Raw genomic sequence first — 19,399 nt, 5'->3', positions numbered from 1 at the left:
GCCGGAAGGCCCGGCACCCGACGTGCGGTCAGATCCGGAGCGCGGCAGGCCTCGGGGCTCGTGCGGCCGTCGCGCGCCTCCCCGTCGGCCGCGGCGGCGATGGCCATGATCGAGGTCGTCAGACCGACCGCCACCTGTTCGTACCCTCCTCCCGCGAAGGAGGTGCCGTCGTGCACACCCTGACCACCGTCGAGTTCCTGGTGCGACTCGCCACCGGCGTCGCCTGCGGCGCACTGATCGGCGTCGAACGCCAGTGGCGGGCCAGGATGGCCGGCCTGCGCACCAACGCCCTGGTCGCCGCCGGCGCCACCCTGTTCGTGCTGTACAGCGAGGCCGTCGGCGACACCGGCAGCCCCACCAGGGTCGCCTCCTACGTCGTCTCCGGCATCGGCTTCCTCGGCGGTGGCGTCATCCTGCGCGACGGCGCCGGCGTCCGCGGCCTCAACACCGCCGCCACGCTGTGGTGTTCGGCCGCCGTCGGGGTGCTGGCCGCCTCCGGCAACCTTGAGTTCGCCGTCCTCGGCACGCTCGCCGTGCTCGGCGTCCACCTGGTGCTGCGCCCGGCCGGCCGGCTCCTCGACCGGGCCCCGCAGTCCGGCAGCGACCCGGACTCCACCTGCCGCGCCACCGTCCACCTGGAATGCGACCGCAAGTCCGAGACCCACATCAGGGCCCTGCTGCTCCAGGCCCTCGCCGCCTCCGGCCTCGCCCCGACCGGCCTGCGCGCCCGCCGCACCGACAGCGGCGACGCCACCAGCCTGCGGGCCACCGTCGCGATCACCGGCCGGGTGACCCCGGCGCTCGAACAGGTCGTCACCCGGCTGTCGTTGGAGCCCGGCGTGCGCGATCTGCACTGGCACCTGGACGACGAGCCGGAGGAGCCCGGCAACCCGGCGCTCGCCTGAGCGGAAGGGCAGTCACTCGCCGCCGTTGTCGTACGCTCCCCGTCGTCCGAACCCCGTCCGATCCCGCTGGAGGCCCGATGCCGACCCCCGACCCCGAACACGGGCCGCTGGTGCCGATGCTGCTGGCGCTGACCGTGGTCACCGGAGTGGTGGACGCGGTCAGCTACCTCGAACTCGGCCACGTCTTCGTCGCCAACATGACCGGCAACGTGGTGTTCCTCGGCTTCGCCCTGGCCGGTGCGGCCAACCTCTCCGCCACCGCCTCGCTGGCCGCCCTCGTCGCCTTCCTGCTCGGTGCCCTGACCGGCGGCCACCTCGCCCGCCGGCTGCCCGGCCACCGCGGGCACCTGCTGACCGCCGCCGTCGCCGCCCAGTCGGTGCTGGTCACGGCGGCCACGGTGCTGGCGGCTGTGGCCGGCCACACCTCCGACCCGGCCCGCTACACCCTGATCGGGTTGCTCGGCTTCGCCATGGGCGGCCAGAACGCGGTGGTCCGCGCCCTGAAGGTCCCCGACCTCACCACCACCGTGCTCACCATGACCATCACGGCCCTCGCCGCCGACCGCACCGGCCCCCGCCGCCTCGCCTCCGCCGTCTGGATGTTCGCCGGGGCCCTCCTCGGCGCCCTCCTGGTCCTGCGCACCAACGTCCCCCTCGCCCTGGCCCTGGCCCTGGTCCTCCTCCTCGCCGTCGCCGTCCTCACCCACCGCGCCGCCCGAGCCACCCCCGCCCCCGCCTGGACCCACCCCCGCTGAGCCGCCTCGCCGGCGCGCCGTCGTCCCCTCTGCTTCCGGGGCGTCGCCGGCGACCGACGGGCCGGGCCCCGGGGCCCGGTCAGTCCTCGCTGCGGTGGCCGGCGCGGCCGCTCCAGCGGGGTTCGAGGCGGGCCCAGTCGGCGGTCCAGGCGGCCTCACCGCGGCGGTCGAGGGCGTGGAGGCGCAGGCGGAGGGCGAGGACGACCAGGGCCAGCAGGGCGAGGAGGGCGCCGGCGCCGGTGCAGGCGGCGGAGACGGCGAGGGCCACCCGGTCGGCCGGGGGAGCGGAGGCGGCGCCGGCCGGGTCGACCCAGACGGCGACGTGGCTGCCGGGGACGGCGGAGCGCGGGGCCTGGACGGTGCCGAGGTGCTGGGTGCCGTCGGGGGCGGTCCACGTCGCGTCGACGTCCACCCGACTGCTGTAGCCGCCGGAGAAGCGGCTGCCGGCGGCAGTGGCGGCGGCGCGGTCGGGCAGGCCGCGGACCACGGCGTCGACCTGCCGCAGCCGTCCGCGGTCCGCGCCGACCTGGTGCTCGGTGTTGCGGTAGAGGAGCAGGCAGCCGCCCGTGGCCAGGGCGAGCGCGAGCACCGCGCCGAGGACGGCGCAGAGCCAGGCGCGGGCCCGGGAGCGGTCGAGGGGGCGGGCGAGCGGCTCGTGCCGGGTGCCGACGGCCCGCCGCAGCTGTCGGCCGACGCGTCGGGGGAGCGACGCGGGCCGGGCCGGACGGGGGGTGCTGGACACGGTGAGGGCTCCTCAGGGGCGCGGGGACGCGAGGCGGTTACGCCCAATGTCCACCCGGCGGCCCCTCGTGCACAAGACTCGTGCGCGTCCGTAGGACCGCCAGGGCCGCTCGACCCCGCCGTCGGGACGTTCGGCCCTCGGCGCCGACGGTGGGGACCTGGCAGGCTCGAGATCGGCGGCGTCCTCCCGGTGCTTGGGCGCGGCCGTGGCCCGGTTCGGCCGTGGGGGCGCCGGGTCGAGGTATGGGGCAGGGGGTGGTCGTGGGGTCACCCCCTGCCTGTTCCGTGCCGGTCCTCCGCCCGCTCTGCCGCCCGCTCTGCGCCCTCTCCCTGCGGCGAAGCTGACGAACTCCCAGGTCGGGGCCGTATTCTGCCTAGCTATACACTCGGAGTATACGCCGGGTGTATGTTTCCCCCATGAGTGTTCCCTTGACCCTCCTGGGGCTGCTGGAGCGTGAGCCGAGCCACGGCTACGACCTCAAGCGCGACTACGACGCCCTCTTCGGCCGCGGCAAGCCCCTTCCGTACGGCCAGGTCTACTCGACCCTCGGCCGCCTGGCCCGCGACGGCAAGGTGGTGGCCGGCGAGGCGGAGCCCGGCGACGGGCCCGAGCGCAAGCGCTACGTCATCACCGAGACCGGGGCCACCGAGTTCGAGACCTGGCTCCAGGAGCCGGTCGCACCCGAGCCCAACCTCCAGTCCGTGCTGTTCACCAAGGTGGTGCTGGCCCTGATGCTGGGCCGCGACGCCGAGCACTACCTGGACACCCAGCGCGCCGCCCACCTGCGCCGGATGCGCGAACTCACCGAACTGCGCCGCACCGGCGCGCTGGTGGACGCCCTGCTCGCCGACCACGGCCTGTTCCACCTGGAGGCCGACCTGCGCTGGATCGACCTGACCGCCGCCCGGCTGGACGCGCTCGCCGCGGAGGTGAAGGCATGACCACGATCCTGGAGGCCCGCGGCGTCACCCTCTCCTTCGGCGAGACCCCCGCCCTGCGCGGGGCCGACCTGTCCGTGGAGGCCGGTGAGGTGCTCGCCGTCATGGGCCCCAGCGGCTCGGGCAAGTCGACGTTACTCCACTGCCTGGCCGGCATCCTGGTGCCCGACGAGGGGGAGGTGCTGTTCAACGGGCAGTGCCTGGACACCATGCCGGAGGCCCGGCGCAGCGCCCTGCGCCGGGACCGGTTCGGCTTCGTCTTCCAGTTCGGCCAGCTGGTACCGGAGTTGACGGCGGAGGAGAACGTCGCCCTGCCGCTGCTGCTGAACGGTGTACGCCGTGCCGCCGCGCTGGCCGAGGCCCGTCCGTGGTTCGCCCGGCTCGGCCTGGACGGCCTGGAGAGGCGCCGCTCCGGCGAGCTGTCGGGCGGTCAGGCCCAGCGGGTCGCCCTGGCCCGCGGCCTGGTGGCCCGTCCGCAGGTGCTGTTCGCCGACGAGCCGACCGGTGCGCTGGACTCGCTGACCGGCGAACAGGTGATGGAGCTGATGGTCGGTTCGGCCAGGGAACAGGGCACCACCGTCATCGTGGTCACCCACGAGGCCAGGGTCGCCGCCTACTGCGACCGCGAGGCGGTCGTCCGTGACGGCCGGGCCCGCACCCTCTCCGCCGGAACGGTGGCCTCGTGATCCCCTTCTCGCTCCGACTGGCCGTCAGCGGCGGCCGGGAGGCGGTGGCCCGGCTGCTGATGATCGCGGCGGCGGTCGCGATCGGGGTCGGGCTGCTGCTGTCGAGCCTCGCCAGCCTCAACGCGGTCGACCACTCCAACGGGCGGCTGCTCTGGATGAACACCGGCTCCAAGGGCTGGACCGGGACGGCCCGGGCGGACCCGCTCTGGTGGTACGGCCACGACCACTACTACCAGGGCAAGCGGATCGTCGAGTTCGACGTCGCCCCGACCGGCCCCACCTCGCCGCTGCCGCCGGGCCTGACGGGGCTGCCGGCCCCCGGCGAGTACTACGCCTCGCCCGCCCTGGCGGAGCTGCTGCGCAAGGCCCCGGCCGTCGAACTGGGCGACCGCTTCGAGGGCCGGCCGGTCGGCACCATCGGGCCCGAGGCGCTGACCTCCCCGGACACCCTGGCCATGGTGGCCGGCCGCACCGTGGACGAGCTCAAGGGCATCCCGGAGGCCAGGCCGGTCACCGCGATCGCGACCGCGATGCCGACCGCGTGCGAGGCCGACTGCTTCGGCTTCGGCGTCCACGGCGACGCCGTGACCCTCGTCCTCAGCGTGGTGATCGGCGCGCTGATCTTCCCGGTGCTGGTCTTCATCGGCACCGCGACCCGACTCTCCGCCGCCACCCGGGAGCAGCGCTTCGCCGCGATGCGGCTGGTGGGGGCGACGCCCCGGCAGGTGTCGGTGATCTCGGCGGTCGAGTCCACGGTCGCCTCGGTGATCGGTACGGTCGCGGGCTTCGGCGTCCACCTCGCGCTGCGCCCGCTGGTCGCCGGCATGCGGCTCACCGGGGAGCGGTTCTACCTCGAGGACCTGGGCCTGCACCTGGACCAGGCACTCGTGGTCGCGCTGGGCGTGCCGGTGGCGGCGGCGCTGGCCGCGCGGTTAGCGCTGCGCCGGGTCACCATCTCCCCGCTCGGGGTCAGCCGGAGGGTCACCCCGAAGCCACCGCGGGCCTGGCGGCTGGTCCCGCTGCTGCTCGGCCTCGCCGAGCTGGGCTACTTCGTCGACAACCGGCCGTCGACCTCCGACGGGCAAGCCGCCGCCTACCTCACCGGGTTCGTGCTGGTGATGCTCGGCCTGGTGATCGCCGGGCCCTGGCTGACCATGGCGGCGGCCCGGGCGGTGGCCCTACGGACCAGTCGGCCGGCCGCGCTGATCGCGGTGCGCCGACTGGCCGACGATCCGAGGGCGGGCTTCCGCGCGGTGGCGGGCCTGGTGGTGGCCCTGTTCGTGACCAGTGCGACCATCGGCATCATCGGGACCATCGACGCCAACCGGGGAGCCGAGCTGAGTGGCGACCCGGAGGTCCGCAAGTCGGTCGTCGACCTCCCGCACCAGCTGGACTCCGCGGAGACGCTCGGCGCCGTACCGGACTCCCTGGTGGCCTCCGCCCGGGCCGTCCCGGGCTTCCGGGGGCTGGCGTCGGCACACGACAACCCGACGCGGATCGGTGCCGACCCGGCCCGACCCCGCTTTCCCGCGCCCGCGTTGGTGCTCTGCTCGGATCTGGCACAGGTGCCGGTGCTGGGGCACTGCGCGCCCGGAGCGGCGGTGGCGACCGTTCCCGTCCAGCAATTCCTCGACCTCCAGGAGGGCACGAACCAGGAGTGGCCAACCGCGCCGGTCCCGGCCACCGAGGCCGCCGCGCTTCCGGTGAAGTTGCTCTACGCGACCACCGACGGCTCCTCCTCGGCCAAGGAGCGACTCCGCACCCTGTTCGCCGAGGCCTACCCGAGGTACGAGGCCAGGATGGCCGAGGACTGGGGCACCGAGGCCCAGAAGCGGCTCCGGGCCTGGCGGCAGCTGGCGCACGTGGTGCTGCTGACCACCGTGCCGATCGCCGGGTGCAGCCTCGCGGTGAGCGTGGTGGCCGGGCTCTCGGACCGCCGCCGCCCGTTCGCGATGCTGCGGCTCACCGGGGCACCGCTGCGGCTGCTCCAGCGGGTGATCGGGCTGGAGAGCGCGCTGCCGCTACTGGTGGTGTCGGCGATCGCGATCGGCACCGGCTTCGCGGCGGCGGCGATGTTCCTCAAGTCGCAGATGCAGTACGACCTGGTGTCCCCGGGGGCGGTGTACTACGGGCTGACCGGCTTCGGGCTGGTCGCCTCGCTCGGGATCATCGCCTCGACGCTGCCGCTGCTGAAGCGGATCACCGGGCCCGAGGCGGCCCGTAACGGCTGATCCCGGCTCCGGCCGTTGCCCGCTGCCCGCTGCCCTGTGCCCTGTGCCGCCCCGTCGCCCGCCGTCAGCGGGCGACGGGGTAGCCGTGCGTCCCGTCCGCCCGCGCCACGGCCAGCCCGGGCAGCCAGCTGCCGAGGACCAGCGCGGACGGGTAGAACATCGGCTCCGGCAGCGCGTCCACCGGGAAGCGCTCCCAGCCGGCGCAGGCGTGCGGCTCGGTGACCAGGGCCTCGGCCAGGTTGGGCGGCGCCAGCACGGCGGCGGTCAGCCGGGGCCGGCCGAGCTCGTGGTCGAGGTGGACGGCGAGCACCCGCATCGCCGCGGCGGGCAGCACGATGCCGGTCTCCTCGGCGAGTTCGCGGGCCGCGGTCTGCTCGAAGGACTCGCCGAGGTCGACCTTGCCGCCGGGCAGGCTCCAGGTGGGCGGCTCGCCGGCGGTGATCCGCCGGCCGAGCAGCACCCGGCCGTCCCCGGTGGGCACGACGATCCCGGCGCCGAGCAGCGGCGCGGTCGGCGGGGGCGGTGCGGTGGGTACGGCCGGTGCTGTGCTCAACTCGCCATCTCCTTCAGTCGGTCACCAGTTGGCGCGCTCGTAGTCCTTGAGGAAGCAGCCGTACAGGTCCTCGCCCGCCTCGCCGCGCACGATCGGGTCGTACACCCGGGCCGCGCCGTCGACCAGGTCGAGCGGGGCGTGGAAGCCCTCGTCGGCGAGGCGCATCTTGTCCGGGTGCGGGCGCTCGTCGGTGATCCAGCCGGTGTCGACGGCGGTCATCAGGATGCCGTCGGTCTGGAACATCTCCTGCGCGCTGGTGCGGGTGAGCATGTTGAGCGCGGCCTTGGCCATGTTGGTGTGCGGGTGGCCGGCGCCCTTGTAGCCGCGGGAGAACACGCCCTCCATGGCGGAGACGTTGACGACGTACTTGCGGCGGGAGCCGGAGGCGGCCATCGCCGGACGCAGCCGGCTGATCAGGATGAACGGCGCGGTGGAGTTGCAGAGCTGGACCTCCAGCAGCTCCATCGGGCCGACCTCCGAGACGGTCTGCACCCAGCTGTTGGTGTCGGCGAGGTCGGGGACCAGGCCGCCGGCGTCGATCGCGGTGCCGGCCGCGATCCGGGCGGGTGTGGCGGAGCCGGTGACCAGGGCGAGCGAGGTGACGTCCTCGGCGGCCATCCGCTGCGGGTCGCCGCTCGCCTGGTGGGGGAGGGCGGGCAGGTCGACGCTGCCGCTGCCGAAGCGGCCGATCGTGGTGGCCTGCGGCAGCTCGCCGGCCGGCAGCGGTGCGGACTCGGCGTTGACCAGCTCGCGGTAGGACTCCGGCGGCCGGCGCACGGTCTGCGCGGCGTTGTTGATCAGGATGTCCAGCGGGCCGTCGGCGGCGACCTCGTCGGCCAGCGCCATCACCTGGGCCGGGTCGCGCAGGTCGATGCCGACGATCTTGAGGCGGTGGATCCAGTCGGCGCTGTCCGGCATCGCCTTGAAGCGGCGGATCGCGTCGTTGGGGAAGCGGGTGGTGATGGTGGTGTGGGCGCCGTCGCGCAGCAGCATCAGCGCGATGTACATCCCGATCTTGGCGCGGCCGCCGGTGAGCAGCGCGCGCTTGCCGGTGAGGTCGGCGCGGGCGTCCCGGCGGGAGCGGTTCTTGACCGCGCAGTCCTGGCAGAGGTTGTGGTAGAAGGCGTCGACCTCGACGTACCGCTGCTTGCAGGTGTAGCAGGAGCGCGGGCGCTCCAGGATGCCGGCGATCTCGGTGGTGGTGACGGTGGTCAGGCCGAAGGCGCCGGCCGTCTCGTCGTCGATCCGGGTGGGCGCGCCGGTGGCGGTGCGGGCGGTGACCGCGCGGTCGTTGGCGGTCTTGCGGGCCCGGGTCTCCTGGCGGCGGCGCTGCTTGAGGGTTCGGAATATGCCGCCGACGGCCTGGCGGACGGTGATCGCGTCCGGGTGGTCCACGTGCAGTTCGTCGAGTTCCGCGAGCACCTCCAGGCAGAGCTTCAGCCGCTCGGGGTCGAGGCCGGGACCGTAGTCGATCTCATCCCCGCTGCCCTCGACCCGGTCCTGCTCGATGTCCGTCTGCTCGATGTCCGTCTGCCGGATGTCGGTCTGCCCGATGCCCACGCCTGCTGTCGCTTTCCCGTTCGCCACGCCCACACGCGTGAAGCCATGCCCGTTACCGCGTGAATGCTACGGGAGCGCTCCGGACCGGGGCGAAAACCGGACGTCGGAGGGGGTCTTTGGAGGATCCTCCATGTCTACGCGCGGAGCATTGATCACGGATTGTGCACAGCCCCAGCAATGCTGCTCGAACTGGCTTTTGCTCCCCACCCTCACGGAGAATCGAATGCTGGGTGCCGGGCGCCCGAGTGCGCTCCGGCGGCACCGCCGCAACCGCACCCGAGGTGTATCCCCCAGCCAGAGAGCCCTTCTTCATGCGCTTCCTGAACGACCTCAAGCCCTCGTACGACCTCACGTACGACGACGTCTTCATGGTCCCCAGCCGTTCCGCCGTGGGCTCCCGGCAGGGCGTCGACCTCTGCTCCAACGACGGCACCGGCACCACCATCCCGCTGGTCGTGGCCAACATGACCGCCATCGCCGGCCGCCGGATGGCCGAGACCGTGGCCCGCCGCGGCGGCCTGGTCGCCATCCCGCAGGACATCCCCACCGAGGTCATCGCCGAGGTCGTCTCCTGGGTCAAGCAGCGCCACCTCGTCTTCGACACCCCGATCACGCTCGCCCCCGGCGCCACCGTGGCCGAGGCGCTCTCGCTGCTGCCCAAGCGCGCGCACGGCGCCGTCGTGGTGGTCGAGGACGGCAGGCCGGTCGGCGTGGTCACCGAATCCGACTGCCAGGGCGTGGACCGCTTCACCAGCCTGGCCGACATCATGTCCCGCGAGCTGCTGGTGCTGGACGAGGCCATCGACCCGCGGACCGCCTTCGACAAGCTCTCCGGGGCGCACCGCAAGCTCGCCCCCGTGGTGGACGGCGAGGGCCGGCTGGTCGGCATCCTCACCCGCAAGGGCGCGCTGCGCGCCACCCTGTACACCCCGGCCGTGGACGCGGCCGGCAAGCTGCGGATCGCCGCCACCGTCGGCATCAACGGCGACGTCGCGGGCAAGGCCAAGGCGCTGATCGACGCCGGTGCCGACGTGCTGGTCGTCGACACCGCGCACGGCCACCAGGAGTCCATGATCAGCGCGCTGCGCGCGGTGCGCGGCCTGGACCCGCAGATCCCGATCGTGGCCGGCAACGTGGTCTCCGCCGCCGGCGTCCGCGACCTGGTCGAGGCGGGTGCCGACATCCTCAAGGTCGGCGTCGGCCCCGGCGCCATGTGCACCACCCGGATGATGACCGGCGTCGGCCGGCCGCAGTTCTCCGCCGTCCTGGAGTGCGCCGCCGAGGCCCGCCGGCTCGGCAAGCACGTCTGGGCCGACGGCGGCGTGCGCCACCCGCGCGACGTCGCGATGGCGCTGGCCGCCGGCGCCTCCAACGTGATGATCGGCTCCTGGTTCGCCGGGACCTACGAGTCCCCGGGCGACCTCCAGACCGACGCCGACGGCCGCCAGTACAAGGAGAGCTTCGGCATGGCCTCGGCCCGCGCGGTGAGCAACCGCACCGCCCAGGACTCCTCGTACGACCGGGCCCGCAAGGCGCTGTTCGAGGAGGGCATCTCGCACTCCCGGATGTTCCTCGACCCGGCCCGGCCGGGTGTCGAGGACCTGATCGACTCGATCATCGCGGGCGTCCGCAGCTCCTGCACCTACGCGGGCGCCGGCAGCCTGGAGGAGTTCCACGAGAAGGCCATCGTGGGCATCCAGAGCGCGGCGGGCTACGCCGAGGGCAAGCCGCTGCACTCCAGCTGGGCCTGATCGCGGCGGGCCGTCCGGTTCCTCGCCTCGGGGAGCCGGACGGCCGCGGCCGCGGTTGCGGCCGCTGCGGGGTGCCCGGTGCCCGGGAGGGCGCCCTGGCCGTCCTCCGGCCCGGTGCCCCCGGCGTTCCCGGTGCCCGGCTCGGGTGGGAGCAGGGACCCGAGCGGGAGCAGCAGGGCGCGGCCGAGCAGTCCGACCGAACCGTCCAGCGCGGCGGCGAAGGCCTGGGCGGCGCCCGGCAGGTGCCGCAGGCCCCACAGGGCCTCGACGGCGCCCCAGGCGCTCTCGCGGGCGGCCTCGACCGACCAGGCGCCGAGCAGGTGGGTGAGCGGCTCGGCGAGCTCCAGCAGGTCGGGCCCGGGCATCAGCTGCTCCCGGGCGGCCGTCTCCACCTCGGCCAGCACCCGGTTGATCCGGCGGTAGTCCTCCTCGACGTCGGCCGGCCCGCAGCCCCGGCGGCGGCAGGTGTCCACGACGGCCAGCGGCAGGTCGTGCTGGATGTGGGCGGTCATTCCGGCCAGCGCGAACTGCAGCGGGTGCACGCCCGGGTGGGCGCGCAGCGCGAACAGCGGCCGCCAGCAGGCGGGTGGCTCCTGCCCGGCCGCGTCGGCGGCCACGGCCCGCAGGTACCGCCCGGCGAACAGCACGTCCAGCTCGGCCACCGCCGGCGGGTCGGCGAAGTACCCGGCGCCCAGCCGTTCGAGGACCGCCTCCGTCACGGTGAGGTAGAGCCGGTCGAAGACCGCCACCCCGTCGGCCGGGGGCAGCGCCGCCCCGATCTCCCGCAGCCGGCCGACCACCTGCTCGACCGTCTCCGGCTCCGCGTTCACCGCCGTCGTACGATCCACCGCCGTGCCGGGCATGTGCCACCCTCCGATGTCGATCGTGCACTGATCGCATCATCGTGACAGCGTGGGCGGGCGCTCCAGGGGACGCGGCCCGCGTCCGTCGAGCCGGTGTCGCACCGTCAGGCCGATCCCGCCGTGACATGGCGTCGACTTGGTGACGGCGTTACGGGGTCTTTGCCTATCGCCCACCTCCTGTCATGATCCCTGACCGTGATCAATCGTCGAACCCTGATCGCCGCGCTCGCCGCGGCCCCGGCCCTCAGCACCCTCGGCGCTGCCGTGGGAAGCACCCCCGCGAGCGCCGCCGCCGACCTCTACCCCTCCAACACGGCCCTCTACGCCAGCTCGACCGTGGTCGAGGGCGTGGACTACGGCCGCCGCTACCGCAGGCACCTGATCGACGACCAGAGCCTGCAGAGCCGTACGCCGTTCGTCCGGACCACCGTCATCGCCCCGCACGGCGGCGGCATCGAGGTCGGCACCTCCGAACTGTGCCTGGCCATCTCCGGCTACCACCCCGCCGACCTCACCCCGACCCCGGCCGCCGGGCCGGTGCACGACTTCTGGATGTTCGAGGGCCTGCGCTCCTCCAACAACAGCGAACTGCACGTCACCTCGACCCACTGCGACGACGCGGTGGCCCGCGCGATGTGCGCCGGCAGCCGCAACGTGGTGTCGCTGCACGGCTGCACCGCCGCCCAGGCCGGCCTGGAGGCCGGCGCCCAGGCCGTGCTCGTCGGCGGCCTGAACTCCACCCTCCGGCAGTACCTGATGGAGGAGTTCGCGGCGGCGGGCATCCGGGCCGTGACCGCCTCCGGCGAGGAGGAGATCGCGGGCATCTCCCCGGACAACATCTGCAACCGCAGCCTGCTCGGGATGGGCGCCCAGCTGGAGATGACCACCGACCTGCGGGTCGCGATGTTCGCGCCGGGCAAGAACACCCGCGCCGAGCGGGCGACCAACACCCTGCCGCTGTTCTGGAGCTTCACGAACGCGGTCCGGACCGCGATCCAGCGGCTGGAGGCGGGCCAGCCCGTCCTCTGACGGCTCGGGCAGCCGGCTGCGCGCGCCGCAGCCGGCGTCAGCCCAGCTCGTACTCCAGGACGTAGGTGTGGGTGCCGGACTCGTCGACGGTGAGCAGGAACTCCCCGGTGATCCCGGCCAGCTCGCCCGTGCCCGTGCCCGGCACCACGCGTATCGTCGTACCGGTCGTGTCCCAGGCCGCGTGCTGGAGCACGAACGAGCCCTTGCGCCCGCCCAGTTCACCCGTCACGTGCTCCACCGCGACGTACGAGGCCGGGCTGCCGGTGGGGCCCGTGACCGAGAGCATCCGCACCTCGCTCGCCCCGCTCAGCCCGCCGGTGAAGGTCTTGGCGACGACGACCCGCCCGAAGGACGCGCCCTCCCGCTCCTCCGTCTCCACCGGCTCGAACGCCGTCAGCTCGAACGACCCGCTCGCCGTGGCACCCATGGCACGCTCCCTTCGTCGGACGTCTCCACGGCCGACGGGCGCGCCGACCGTGGCGGCCGGGCACCACCCGACCGTGCGCGAAGCCTTGCACACACCACTGACAGTCGGCCTCCCGTCACCGTCACGGCTCCCAGCGGATCGCCAGCACCGCCGCGTCGTCGGACAGCCCGGCGTCCCCGACCCAGCCGCCGACGTCCGCCAGCACGGCGTCCAGCAGGTCCGCCGGGGTGCCGCCGTGCAGGCCGGGCAGCCGTTCCGCGATCGGGTAGAGCCGGCCCCCGGCGTCCCGGGCCTCCGAGACGCCGTCGGTGTGCAGGAGCAGCAGGTCGCCCGGCTCCGGGTCGAACCGACGGTCCGGGTACGCGTCGCCGGTGAGCCCGAGCAGCCCCAGCGGAGGCGCCGGGAACGGTGGCTCCAGCTCGCTCACCCGCCCCGCCCGGCGCAGCAGCGGGGGCGGGTGGCCGCAGTTCACCAGCCGCACCGGCCCCCGGTCCGGCGCCACGTCGAGCAGCAGCGCGGTGGCGAACCGGCCCTCGTCCGACGGCCGGGCGGCCAGCGCCGCGTCCAGCCGCTCGGCGAGCCGCCCGGGGTCGGACTCGGTCCGCGCGGCCTCGCGGAACACCCCGAGGACGTCCGCCGCCGTCTCCACCGCCGGGAGGCCGTGCCCCTGGACGTCCCCGAGCAGGATGCGCACCCCGAAGCGGGTCTCCTCCACGGCGTACAGGTCCCCGCCGATCCGGGCCCCGGCGGCCGCCGCCACGTACCGCACGGCCAGGCGCAGCGGCCCGATCCGGTCCGGCGGCGGGCGCAGCAGGGCCCGCTGCGCCGCCTCGGCCACCGTCCGGACCTGGAACAGCTCGCGCTCGCGGGCCGCCACCAGGACGACGCTGGCGGCACTGGCCAGCGTCGCGGCGAGCACCGTGATCAGCGCGGTGACGTGCACCCCGGTCGGCAGATCGGTGTTGGTGGACTCCAGCAGCCCGACCGCGAGGACGGCGATCACCCCGGCGATCAGCGGCACCCGGGCCGTGCGGGTGGTCGCTCCGGCCAGCACCGGCGCCACCGCGAGGACGGGGGAGAGCGTCGTGCCGGGGCCGGTCACCAGATCGGCCACGACGGCGCCGACCAGCAGCGCGAAGGAGACGTGCAGCAGCAGCCGGGTGCGTCGCGGCACGTGCAGCGGCGGCATACCGGCCGAGCCGTCGGCGGCGGTCACGCGTCCTCCAGAACTGAGCGGCTGGGCGGGCCTACTGTCCACTCTGCTCTGCGCCCCCGCGGGCGGCACCTCGGACGAGGACGGCCGGGCGCACCCGACTAGGCTGGGCCGCGAGATGAGACGAAAGAGCCGCCGCCCGGCCTCCCCCCTCCCACAGCGCAACGGCGTGGACCCGGTGCACCTGCGGCTGCCGGCCGAGGGCCCCTGGCCGACCGTTCGCGCCCACCTGGTCGAGCGGCTGCCGGCCGTGGCGGCCGAGCGGATCGACGCGGCGTTGCACGGGCGGGAGATCGTCGGCGAGGACGGGCCGGTCGCGCCCGACGCGCCGTTCCGGCCCGGCGCGCACCTGTGGTTCTACCGGGACCTGCCGGACGAGGTCCGCGTCCCGTTCGACCTGGAGGTGCTGCACCGGGACGATCACCTGGTCGTCGTCGACAAGCCGCACTTCCTGGCCACCACCCCGCGCGGCAGGCACGTCGTCGAGACGGCCCTCTCCCGGCTGCGGCACGCCCTCGACCTGCCCGCGCTGAGCCCCGCCCACCGGCTCGACCGGCTCACCGCCGGCCTGGCCATGTTCGTGGTCAGGCCGGAGGACCGCGGCGCCTACCAGACCCTCTTCCGCGACCGGCTGGTCCGCAAGGAGTACCGGGCCGTCGCCCCCTACGACCCGGCACTGAACCTGCCGCGCACCGTCCGCAGCCACATCGTCAAGGAACGGGGCGTGATCGCGGCCCGCGAGGTCGACGCCCCGCCGAACAGCGAGAGCCGGATCGATCTGCTCGACCACCGTGACGGCCTCGCCCGCTACCGGCTCCGCCCGCTCACCGGACGCACCCACCAGCTGCGCCTGCACATGTGCGGGCTCGGCGTGCCGATCCTCGGCGACCCGGTGTACCCGGTGGTGCTGCCGGAACCGGCTCCGGACGACTTCCGCCGCCCGCTCCAGCTCCTCGCCTCCGCTGTCGAGTTCACCGACCCGCTGACCGGCCGCGAGTGCCGTTTCGAGAGCCGCCGCACCCTGTCCGCCTGGACCGACCCGGAGAGCTGGGCCCTTGGCACGTCCTAGGTTCGGCGAACGACGGGCCCCTGGGCCCGGTGGCCGATCCGCCGCCCGGCCCCGTGGCGCGATCGCGGGGCCGTGAACGCGGCACTGCCCACCGCTCCGCACTCCTCGGGAGTCTCGCGGGCCCCGGGTGCCCGCGAGACCGGCTCACGACCGTGATCGCAGGAAGTCGCACGCCGGGATGCCGACAGGGTCAGGCCCGGACACCGACGCGGTGCCCGTGGCGGTATCGACCGTGCTGAGGCTGCCGCCGTCGCCGCCGACCCGTTCCGGACGCCGACGATCCGGACCGGCCGGCTCCGGAGCCGGAGGCATCCGAGGACGAGGACGAGCCGGTATCGTCCGACTCTTGGTCGGAGTCTTCCGGCGCTGAGGCCAGCACGTCGATCCGGCCCATCTGGCCGTGCGAGGAGTGCACCAGGTGGTGGCAGTGATAGACGTACTGGCCCGGGTAGTCGCCCCAGGTCATGGCGATCCGGACGGTCTCGCCCGGATGGATCGGGACAGTGTCCTTCAGCCCGGCCTCGGCCGGGCCGACCGGCTCCCCGTCGCGGTCCAGCACCCGGAACCGCACCAGGTGGGTGTGGAAGGAGTGGGGGGCGTGGAAGACCCCGGCCGGCCGGCGGGTGAGGTGGTTGTGGATCGTCCAGATCTCGCTGGAGCCGAGGGTGGTCCGCACGTCGGTCCGGTCCGGGTCGTACTTGCGCCCGTTGATCCTGGTGTCCGGGAAGGTCGTCAGCCAGAACTCCCGGTGCACCGTCGCCTCCGGGACCGGCGGCAGGGTGGCCAGGACGTCCGGGATCCGGCTACGGTCCTCGGCCTCCCGGGTGATGTCGAAGCGCAGCACCTCGGACCGCTCGGTCTCCAGCGCGGCCGTGTTCTCCAGTACCACCGATTCGCCGACCGGGTAGCGGGCGAAGTCCACCACGATCTCGGCGCGTTCGGCGCCGGACAGGGTCAGTTCCTCCAACTGCACCGGCCCGGCGAGCAGCCCGCCGTCGGAGGCGATCTGGGTGAACGGCTCGCCGTCGGCGAGGCGCAGCGATATGTGGCGGTTGGGTGAGACGTTGAAGACCCGCAGGCGGTACTTGCGCGCCGCCACCTCGAAGTAGGGCCGCTCCTTGCCGTTGACCAGCATGTGCGGGCACTCGTACGGGTCGGTGTAGACCAGCCTGCCGTCCGTCTCGATCCGGGCGTCCCGGATCAGCAGCGGGATGTCGAACTCGCCGCTCGGCAGCGGCAGGCCGCTCTCGTGCGGGTCGCTGAGCAGGTAGGCGCCGGCCAGACCGCGGTAGACGTTCTCGGCCTCCAGCTGGTGCGCGTGGTCGTGGTACCAGAGCGAGGCGGCCACCTGTTCGTTGGGGTAGCGGTACTCGCGGGTCTCGCCGGGCTCGACGAGGTCCATCGGCAGGCCGTCGTACCGCGACGGCACATTGCCGCCGTGCAGGTGGACGGAGGTGTGCACGCTCAGGTCATTGGTCTGCTGGACCACCACCTCCCGGCCCTTGACCGCCCGGATGGTCGGACCGGGGAAGCAGCCGCCGAAGGTCCGGACGGTGGTCAGCAGCCCCTTGACGATCTCCACCTCCGTCTCGGCCATCCGCAGCCGGTACAGGTCCGAGGAGTCCGTCCGCGACACCGGACTCAGCACCGGGGGCACCCGCATGGCGTGCTCGAAGGGGACGATGCGGGCGGCCCGCCTCCTGGGCCCCGACCTGGCCGGACCGGCCGGCAGTGCGGCCGGCGCGGCATGGGCCGGGCTCGGTGTGAGGCTCCATGGGAAGAGGGCGGCCACAGGGCCGCCTACGGTGGCGGCCCTGAGGAGGTCTCGTCGGTTCAGCATCCTCGGTTTCTCCGTCCAGGACTCGGCGGTCGGTGCGCCGCCGAGCAGGTGGTCGCCGGTCGTGGCGTCCGTCCGCCCCGCCCAGCGGCTGCTGCGCCCACGACGGCGCACGGCCGGGCGCGGATCGTGGCAACAGCGCTGCGCTCCGTCACCGACCATCGGGCTCAGTATCAGTGAGCTTGGTGCGCTCCGCATCGCGACCGAACCTGCCGGGAACCGGGGCGCCCCCCTCGGGACGGCCGGCGGCCACTTGGCGCGGGGGCGGGGGAGCCCCGGGTGCGCTCCCGGCAGCCGGCCGCGCTCGTCGGGCATGGCCGAGGCTTGCCACCGGTGCCGGTCGGTCAGGTGGTGGCCGGCACGGCATTGGTGGCGGCGACCGCGGGGCGGACCGCTCTGGCCAGGGCCACGGCATCGCCCTCGGCCCAGATGTGGGTGAAGAAGAGGCGCGGTTCGTCCGTCAGACCGTGGTTGTGGAGTTCGACCAGGTCGATACCGCCCCTCCGCAGCGCCGCGTGCGCCTGCTGGACCTCGGCGGCGACCATGGAGAGATCGCCGCTGAGCGCGGCCCGTCCCCCGCCGAGCGGTTGGAAGTTGAAGGCCGAGGTCGCGCCCAGGCCGGCCGGCAGGACGTGCCCCTCCTCCATGATGGTCTCGCGGCGGACGAAGATGCAGGCGTAGACGTCCTCGCTGCTCGTGCCCTTGGCGCCCAGCGCGGCATCGATGCCGGCGGTGTCCAGATCGAGGGGGCGGTGCGGGTGGGGCCGGGGCGGGTGGGGCGGTGGAGTGCCGGTGGAGTCGAGCGCGGTCCGCAGCCCGCGGGCCAGTGCCGCGGCATCATGGCCGTGTGCGCAGACATGGGTCCACCAGATGTCAGGAGTCTGGGCCGGCAGGTGTTTGTGGATGGCGGTCTGGGCGATCCCGTGGGCGTGGAGGGCGTCGGTCAGGGCCGGCAGTTCGTCTGCGGTGACCACCAGATCGCCCATCAGCAGCGTGCCGCCGTCGTCGTACCGGGCGAAGGAGACGTGCGAGCCCAGTGCGAGCCCGGTGCTGACGACGACGCCGCGGCTGACCACGTGCAGGTCGTGCCGGGGGAAGGGCGTGTGGTGGTAGGTCCCGCGGATGAGCCTGCCCGGCCGGCCGAGAGCCCGCACGACGTCGACCCAGTCCGCCTCGGTGGTGGGCACCGGGGTGGGCACCGGCACGGCCGGCTGACCACCGCCGGGAGCCCGGGCTGTAGCCGACTGTGCGGCGGTGTCACCTCCCAGGCCGACCAGCACCGGCGCCAGCCCGGCCGCCGCCAGCAGCGGCCGTCGTGGGACAGCGGGGGGAGTACTTCTCCCGGGCGTTCCGTCTCCGATCTTCACAGGCACACCTCCAGAGCCGAAGGCAAACACAGGAGTCGGGCCCCGCGTTGTTGCCACGGCGGTGCGCCTGCACCGAACCCCGTCCGGATCGACCGGTCGGGGTACGCCGGCGGCCGGACGGGGGGCCGGATGGAGGAGCGCTCCCCTTCGCGCGTCAGGAATCGGACGATGCCCAGGTGCCCAGGGACATCTCGGCGGTGATACCCGGGCCGAACCCGGCCAGCAGCCCGTGGTGGCCGTCGAGAGCCGACCTCTCGTCGAACATCCGGGCCAGGGCGTCGAGCACGACCGCACTGGCGATGTTGCCGTACTCGGTGAGGGTGGCCCGGCTGAAGCGGAAGGCCTCGGACGGCACCTCCAGGAAGTGGCTCAGGTCGTCCAGGATCCGTGGGCCGCCGGCGTGGACGATGTAGAAGTCCAGTCTGCCCACGTCCCACTGGTGCTGCTCCGCCACCGCACGCAGGGCCGGGCTGAGGGGCTCCATCGTCCCCGGCACCCGTCTGTCCAGCTGGAAGTGGAACCCGGTGGAGCGGACCGCGTAGGAGATCCACTCCTCGGTGTGCGGGATGAGGTAGGAGCCGTTACGCTCCAACCGGATCCCGGTCCCGCCCTCGCCGCGGACCACGGCGGCGGCGACCCCGTCGCCGAACAGGCCGTTGGACAGCAGCGATCCCACGCCCAGGTCGGTGGGCTGGTAGCACAGCGAGCAGAACTCGCAGGCCACGATCAGCACGTTGGCGCCCGGGTAGGCCGAACAGAAGTCATGGGCCCGGTTCACCGCCGCACCGCCGGCCGCACAGCCCAGTTGTGCGATCGGCAGCTGCCGGGTCTCCGGCCGGAAGCCCAGCTTGTTGATCAGCCACGCCGTGAGCGACGGCATCATGAAACCGGTGCACGACACATAGATGATCAGGTCGATCTGGGACGGCTCCACTTGGGCATGTTCGAGGGCCCTGAGTACGACCGTCGGGACGCGGGCCCTGGACTCGGCCTCGAAGACGGCGCTCCGCTCGTCCAGCCCCGGGTGCTTCAGCACCACGTCGATGGGTTGGATCAGATGCCGCTTCCGCACTCTGGTGTTCTTGATGAGGCGCAACGCCAGATCGAGCTGGGGATGGTCGTGGTGGAGTCGACGTGCCAGTTCGAGGGTTTCCTCGTTGGTGATGACGTGCTCCGGCACAGCTATCGCCGGTTTGCACAGAACGGCCATGGGACTGCCTCCTGACGGGCGGAGTTCCCGGTGAGCCCTCGGCCGGCCGGGGAGTTCATCACTCGACGGCAGCCGCTGCGAGCCGGACGCGTCGAGACGGCGCGGCGGCGGGATTCACCGGGCGGGGCCCTACAGCACGGCGGACGAGCCGGCAGGGCGAGGATCGGCTGCAGTGCCCACGCGAGGGCGGTTGCGGATGTCTCGGTCCCGACGAGGAAGAAGGTGATGATCTGGTCGATGATCTCGGCGTCTGCCAGGCGTTG

17 protein-coding genes are annotated in these 19,399 nt (G+C 73.7%); 8 read left to right on the top strand and 9 right to left on the bottom strand.

Annotation, left to right across the window (positions count from 1 at the left end; all coding sequences use genetic code 11):
- Nucleotides 1-170: 170 nt before the first annotated feature.
- Nucleotides 171-905, top strand: a complete 735-nt coding sequence (locus ACWDBB_RS31355; protein WP_449792791.1) for an MgtC/SapB family protein — start codon at nt 171-173, stop codon at nt 903-905.
- A gap of 77 nt (nt 906-982) precedes the next feature.
- The gene (locus ACWDBB_RS31350; protein ID WP_449792790.1) at nt 983-1,660 is read left to right on the top strand and encodes a YoaK family protein; all 678 of its coding nucleotides are present in this window, start codon (nt 983-985) and stop codon (nt 1,658-1,660) included.
- A 79-nt stretch (nt 1,661-1,739) separates the two neighbouring features.
- Here the strand turns inward: ACWDBB_RS31350 and ACWDBB_RS31345 are convergent, their stop codons facing one another.
- The gene (locus ACWDBB_RS31345) at nt 1,740-2,402 is read right to left on the bottom strand and encodes an Rv1733c family protein (RefSeq protein ID WP_449792789.1); all 663 of its coding nucleotides are present in this window, start codon (nt 2,400-2,402) and stop codon (nt 1,740-1,742) included.
- 416 nt (nt 2,403-2,818) lie between these two features.
- Here ACWDBB_RS31345 and ACWDBB_RS31340 point away from each other — a divergent pair, with 416 nt between their 5' ends.
- The 3 genes from ACWDBB_RS31340 to ACWDBB_RS31330 are packed head-to-tail and all read left to right on the top strand — an operon-like array spanning nt 2,819 to nt 6,257.
- Nucleotides 2,819-3,343 (top strand): PadR family transcriptional regulator, encoded by a 525-nt coding sequence (locus ACWDBB_RS31340; protein ID WP_449792788.1) that lies wholly within the window; start codon nt 2,819-2,821, stop codon nt 3,341-3,343.
- The gene (locus ACWDBB_RS31335) at nt 3,340-4,026 is read left to right on the top strand and encodes an ABC transporter ATP-binding protein (protein ID WP_449792787.1); all 687 of its coding nucleotides are present in this window, start codon (nt 3,340-3,342) and stop codon (nt 4,024-4,026) included. Before ACWDBB_RS31340 ends, ACWDBB_RS31335 begins: the two co-directional genes overlap by 4 nt.
- The gene (locus tag ACWDBB_RS31330) at nt 4,023-6,257 is read left to right on the top strand and encodes an FtsX-like permease family protein (RefSeq protein ID WP_449792786.1); all 2,235 of its coding nucleotides are present in this window, start codon (nt 4,023-4,025) and stop codon (nt 6,255-6,257) included. Before ACWDBB_RS31335 ends, ACWDBB_RS31330 begins: the two co-directional genes overlap by 4 nt.
- Nucleotides 6,258-6,321: 64 nt before the next feature.
- On the opposite strand, the gene ACWDBB_RS31325 is transcribed toward ACWDBB_RS31330, so the two are convergent.
- Both ACWDBB_RS31325 and ACWDBB_RS31320 read right to left on the bottom strand, forming a co-directional pair.
- Nucleotides 6,322-6,810 (bottom strand): nucleotide triphosphate diphosphatase NUDT15, encoded by a 489-nt coding sequence (locus ACWDBB_RS31325; RefSeq protein ID WP_449792785.1) that lies wholly within the window; start codon nt 6,808-6,810, stop codon nt 6,322-6,324.
- 21 nt (nt 6,811-6,831) lie between these two features.
- Nucleotides 6,832-8,319 (bottom strand): SDR family NAD(P)-dependent oxidoreductase, encoded by a 1,488-nt coding sequence (locus tag ACWDBB_RS31320; RefSeq protein WP_449792813.1) that lies wholly within the window; start codon nt 8,317-8,319, stop codon nt 6,832-6,834.
- 362 nt (nt 8,320-8,681) lie between these two features.
- On the opposite strand from ACWDBB_RS31320, the gene ACWDBB_RS31315 reads away from it, so the two are divergent.
- Nucleotides 8,682-10,121: a GuaB1 family IMP dehydrogenase-related protein gene (locus tag ACWDBB_RS31315; protein ID WP_449792784.1), complete on the top strand. Its 1,440-nt coding sequence runs from the start codon at nt 8,682-8,684 to the stop codon at nt 10,119-10,121.
- Here the strand turns inward: ACWDBB_RS31315 and ACWDBB_RS31310 are convergent.
- The gene (locus ACWDBB_RS31310) at nt 10,082-10,984 is read right to left on the bottom strand and encodes a DUF5995 family protein (RefSeq protein WP_449792783.1); all 903 of its coding nucleotides are present in this window, start codon (nt 10,982-10,984) and stop codon (nt 10,082-10,084) included. The two genes, ACWDBB_RS31315 and ACWDBB_RS31310, sit on opposite strands and share 40 nt — an antisense overlap.
- Before the next feature lie 189 nt (nt 10,985-11,173).
- Between ACWDBB_RS31310 and ACWDBB_RS31305 the strand changes: the two genes are divergently transcribed.
- Nucleotides 11,174-12,013 (top strand): poly-gamma-glutamate hydrolase family protein, encoded by an 840-nt coding sequence (locus ACWDBB_RS31305; RefSeq protein ID WP_449792812.1) that lies wholly within the window; start codon nt 11,174-11,176, stop codon nt 12,011-12,013.
- 37 nt (nt 12,014-12,050) lie between these two features.
- On the opposite strand, the gene ACWDBB_RS31300 is transcribed toward ACWDBB_RS31305, so the two are convergent.
- Entirely contained in the window at nt 12,051-12,440 is a 390-nt protein-coding gene (locus tag ACWDBB_RS31300) for a DUF3224 domain-containing protein (protein ID WP_449792782.1), read from the bottom strand.
- A gap of 121 nt (nt 12,441-12,561) precedes the next feature.
- On the bottom strand, nt 12,562-13,656 hold the full coding sequence (locus tag ACWDBB_RS31295; RefSeq protein ID WP_449792781.1) for a PP2C family protein-serine/threonine phosphatase: 1,095 nt from the start codon (nt 13,654-13,656) through the stop codon (nt 12,562-12,564).
- Nucleotides 13,657-13,771: 115 nt separating this feature from the next.
- Between ACWDBB_RS31295 and ACWDBB_RS31290 the strand changes: the two genes are divergently transcribed.
- Nucleotides 13,772-14,722, top strand: coding sequence for an RluA family pseudouridine synthase (locus tag ACWDBB_RS31290; protein ID WP_449792780.1), 951 nt, complete (start codon nt 13,772-13,774; stop codon nt 14,720-14,722).
- Between the two features lie 190 nt (nt 14,723-14,912).
- Here ACWDBB_RS31290 and ACWDBB_RS31285 read toward each other — a convergent pair whose 3' ends face one another.
- The 3 genes from ACWDBB_RS31285 to ACWDBB_RS31275 form a co-directional block, all read right to left on the bottom strand.
- On the bottom strand, nt 14,913-16,721 hold the full coding sequence (locus ACWDBB_RS31285) for a multicopper oxidase family protein (RefSeq protein WP_449792779.1): 1,809 nt from the start codon (nt 16,719-16,721) through the stop codon (nt 14,913-14,915).
- A 182-nt stretch (nt 16,722-16,903) separates the two neighbouring features.
- Nucleotides 16,904-17,764, bottom strand: a complete 861-nt coding sequence (locus ACWDBB_RS31280; protein ID WP_449792778.1) for a DUF1259 domain-containing protein — start codon at nt 17,762-17,764, stop codon at nt 16,904-16,906.
- A gap of 316 nt (nt 17,765-18,080) precedes the next feature.
- Entirely contained in the window at nt 18,081-19,136 is a 1,056-nt protein-coding gene (locus ACWDBB_RS31275) for a type III polyketide synthase (RefSeq protein ID WP_449792777.1), read from the bottom strand.
- Between the last annotated feature and the right edge of the window lie 263 nt (nt 19,137-19,399).

The organism is Kitasatospora sp. NPDC001095, from assembly GCF_053598615.1.
Note: the sequence above shows the minus strand (reverse complement) of the source record. Positions and strands in the feature narration are given on the sequence as shown.